The 3,054-nt window shown below is 72.1% G+C and carries 3 protein-coding genes; 2 read left to right on the top strand and 1 reads right to left on the bottom strand.

The window, feature by feature from the left end; all coding sequences use genetic code 11:
• Nucleotides 1-305: response regulator transcription factor (locus AC1DP0_RS20315; protein WP_478088097.1), on the top strand; the 305-nt coding region annotated here is incomplete at its 5' end.
• A gap of 102 nt (nucleotides 306-407) precedes the next feature.
• Here AC1DP0_RS20315 and AC1DP0_RS20310 read toward each other — a convergent pair.
• A complete protein-coding gene (locus AC1DP0_RS20310) occupies nucleotides 408-1,238 on the bottom strand; it encodes an alpha/beta fold hydrolase (protein WP_478088095.1) in 831 nt (276 codons plus the stop codon).
• A 217-nt stretch (nucleotides 1,239-1,455) separates the two neighbouring features.
• Between AC1DP0_RS20310 and AC1DP0_RS20305 the strand changes: the two genes are divergently transcribed.
• Complete coding sequence (locus tag AC1DP0_RS20305) at nucleotides 1,456-2,910, top strand: nitrate/nitrite transporter (RefSeq protein WP_478088093.1); 1,455 nt, start codon at nucleotides 1,456-1,458, stop codon at nucleotides 2,908-2,910.
• The last annotated feature ends 144 nt before the right edge of the window (nucleotides 2,911-3,054 follow it).

Here is a 3,054-nt window from a genome sequence, read left to right as displayed (position 1 = left end):
CGATCGGGCGGGTGGCCGACGGCGACGCCGTCTTCAGCCCGCGCCTCGCCGGCTTCGTCCTCGATGCCTTCGGCGCGGCCGCCGGCGAGGTCGCCGAGATCGACGAGGAGCTCGACCGGCTCTCGGCCCGGGAGCGTGAGGTGATGCGCCTCATCGCGCGCGGCTACCAGTACAAGGAGGTCGCCAAGGAGCTCTTCATCTCCGTCAAGACCGTCGAGACCCACGTCAGCTCGGTGCTGCGCAAGCTCCAGCTCAGCAGCAGGCACGAGCTGACCGCCTGGGCCATGGGCCGCCGCCTCCTCTGACTCGCCGGCCGGCGGACGACCGTTGGTGGGCGCACCACGGCGACACGCCGACGACACGCCGAGGTGGCACGCGGCATACGCACCACGGGTCGTGCGGATGCCTCAGGCGGGGGCGTGCAGGAAGCGGCGCAGGGCCGTCACGATGATCTCCGGAGCGTCGGTGTGCACCCAGTGGCCGGCGCCCTTGATCGTGAAGAGCCGCGTCCGCGGGAAGTGCCGGCGCATGCGGTCGCCGTCCTCGCGCTTGACGTAGCGCGAGTCGCCGCCGGCGACCCACAGCACGGGGCCGTCGTATGCCGGGAGCTCGTCGACGGCATCCGGCCAGTCCGCGATGTGTGAGTCCACCCCCAGCGCCGCGTCGCCCGCGATGAGGTCGAGGTTGACCTGCCAGCGCCACGACTGGCCGTCACGGCGCAGGTTCTGCAGCAGGAACGCCTTGACGCCCGGGTCCGGCTCGGTGAACCGGGCCTCGGCGTCGCCGCGGCTCGTCAGCTCACCCAGCGGCAGGGCCTGCATCTCGCGGATGTAGCCCTCGAACCGCTCGAGCGAGCCGTAGCCCTTGGGCGCGATGTCGACGACGACGAGCCGGTCGACGAGCTCCGGGTGGCGCAGCGCGAGCACCATGGCGACCTTGCCTCCGAGCGAGTGGCCGACGACCGCCCAAGCTTCCCCGTCACCGGCGGAGCGCAGCGTCGCGGCCACGGCATCCGCGTACGCGTCGAGCGAGAACTCCTGCGACCACGGCGACCGGCCGTGGTCGGGGAGGTCGACGAGCAGGCAGCGCGCGTCCGTGCCGTCCGGGCCGCTGACGGCCTTGGCGATCTGGTTCCAGTTGCGGCCCTGGCCGAAGAGCCCGTGGAGGAAGGCGATCCGGGGCCCGGCGGTGCCCACGGACAGGGTGCTGAGCGAAGCCTGGTCGGGAGCCGACGTCATGACCCGGAGCCTACGCGGCGGCCCGTCCCACGCCTCTTCCGGTCGGTTGTGAGGCGCCGGGGTCCGGGCACCGTGCGGGACCTCACGGCCGCTCCCGGGGGCCGTGAGAGGGATGTAACCGAGGTGTCACCGCAGGTCGGACGTCGTGCAACACCGGCTTCCTAGCGTGGGCGTCACGCTCTCGCAGCGGCCCCACCCGCCTCCCGAGGAGGAACCCGTGAGCACGACCAGCACCACCACCGGCATGACCGGTGCGAGCACCGAGACCGCGGCGCACCCGAGCCGGCTCCGCACCCTCACCGCCCCGCGCAAGCGGGTCATCCGCGACTGGGACCCGGAGGACACCGCAGCGTGGGAGACCGGCAACAAGGACGTTGCCCGCCGCAACCTCGTCTGGTCGGTCGCGACCGAGCACATCGGCTTCTCCATCTGGTCGATCTGGTCGGTCATGGTCCTCTTCATGCCGCAAGCCGTCTACGGCTTCACCGCCGCCGACAAGTTCGTCCTCGTCGCCGTCCCGACGCTCGTCGGGGCCGTCCTGCGGGTGCCCTACACGATGGCGACAGCCGTCTTCGGCGGCCGCAACTGGGCCATCGTCGGCGGCTTCGCGCTGCTCGTCCCGACGGTGCTGACCTGGTGGCTCATGGTCAACCCGGGTCACTCCCTGACGACGTTCCTGCTCGTCGCCGGCCTCGCCGGTCTCGGCGGCGGCAACTTCGCCTCTTCGATGACGAACATCAACGCCTTCTACCCGCAGCGGATGAAGGGCTGGGCGCTCGGGCTCAACGCCGGCGGCGGCAACATCGGCGTCCCCGTCGTCCAGCTCGTCGGCCTGCTCGTCATCGCGACGCTGGGCAACCGCCGACCCGAGGTCGTCTGTGCCGTCTACCTCGTCCTGCTCGCCGTGGCGAGCATCGGCGCCGCGGTCTTCATGGACAACCTCGACCACCGGACGGCCAACCCCAAGGCGATGCTCGAGGTGCTGGGGCACGCCGACGCCTGGGTCATCTCGCTGCTCTACATCGGCACGTTCGGCTCGTTCATCGGTTTCAGCTTCGCCTTCGGGCAGGTGCTCAACCAGACCTTCCTCGCCGGCCTGACCGGCGGCGCCGCCCCGACGCCGGCGCAGGCCGCGACCGCGAGCCTGCACGCCGCCCAGATCGCCTTCGTCGGCCCCCTCCTCGGCTCGGTCAGCCGGGTCTGGGGCGGACGGCTCGCCGACCGCCGTGGCGGCACGGCCGTGACGCTGTGGACCTTCGCCGGTCTGGCGGCGGCAGGCGTCCTCGTGACCCTCGCGGCCCACTCCGACGACGTGACCCGCGGTGCTGCGACGGGACTCCAGCTCGGCGGCCTCATCGGCGGCTTCGTCCTGCTCTTCGTCCTCTCCGGCGTCGGCAACGGCTCGGTCTACAAGATGATCCCCGCCCTCTTCGAGGCGAAGTCCGCCTCGATCCCCGGCCCCGCGATCGAGCGCACGGCCTGGTCCCGCTCGATGGCCGGCGCCCTCATCGGGATCGCCGGCGCGATCGGCGCCCTCGGCGGGGTGCTCATCAACCTCGGCCTGCGCGCGTCGTACCAGGGGGCGAGCCACTCGGCCACGGCCGCGTTCGTCGTCTTCACGCTCTTCTACGTCGGCGCCGCCACCCTGACGAAGGTGCGCTACCGCCGATGACGACGACCTTCGGAATRCCGTCACCCCCGCCCGGCGGGGGCGCGCCCGCCGGCCGGGTGGGCGTCGCGACGCACTGCGCCTACTGCGGCCTCCAGTGCGCGATGACCCTGACGGGGACGTCGGCCGCCGACCTCACTGTGAGCC

This window comes from Terrabacter sp. P5_B1 (assembly GCF_056400505.1).
The sequence above is the reverse complement of the archived record's forward strand: the minus strand, read 5'-3'. Positions and strand labels throughout refer to the sequence as shown.

Bases quoted from the DNA above. Each gene is read 5' to 3' on its own strand.
- AC1DP0_RS20310 (WP_478088095.1), bottom strand. From the start codon at position 1,238: ATGACGTCGGCTCCCGACCAGGCTTCGCTCAGCACCCTGTCCGTGGGC.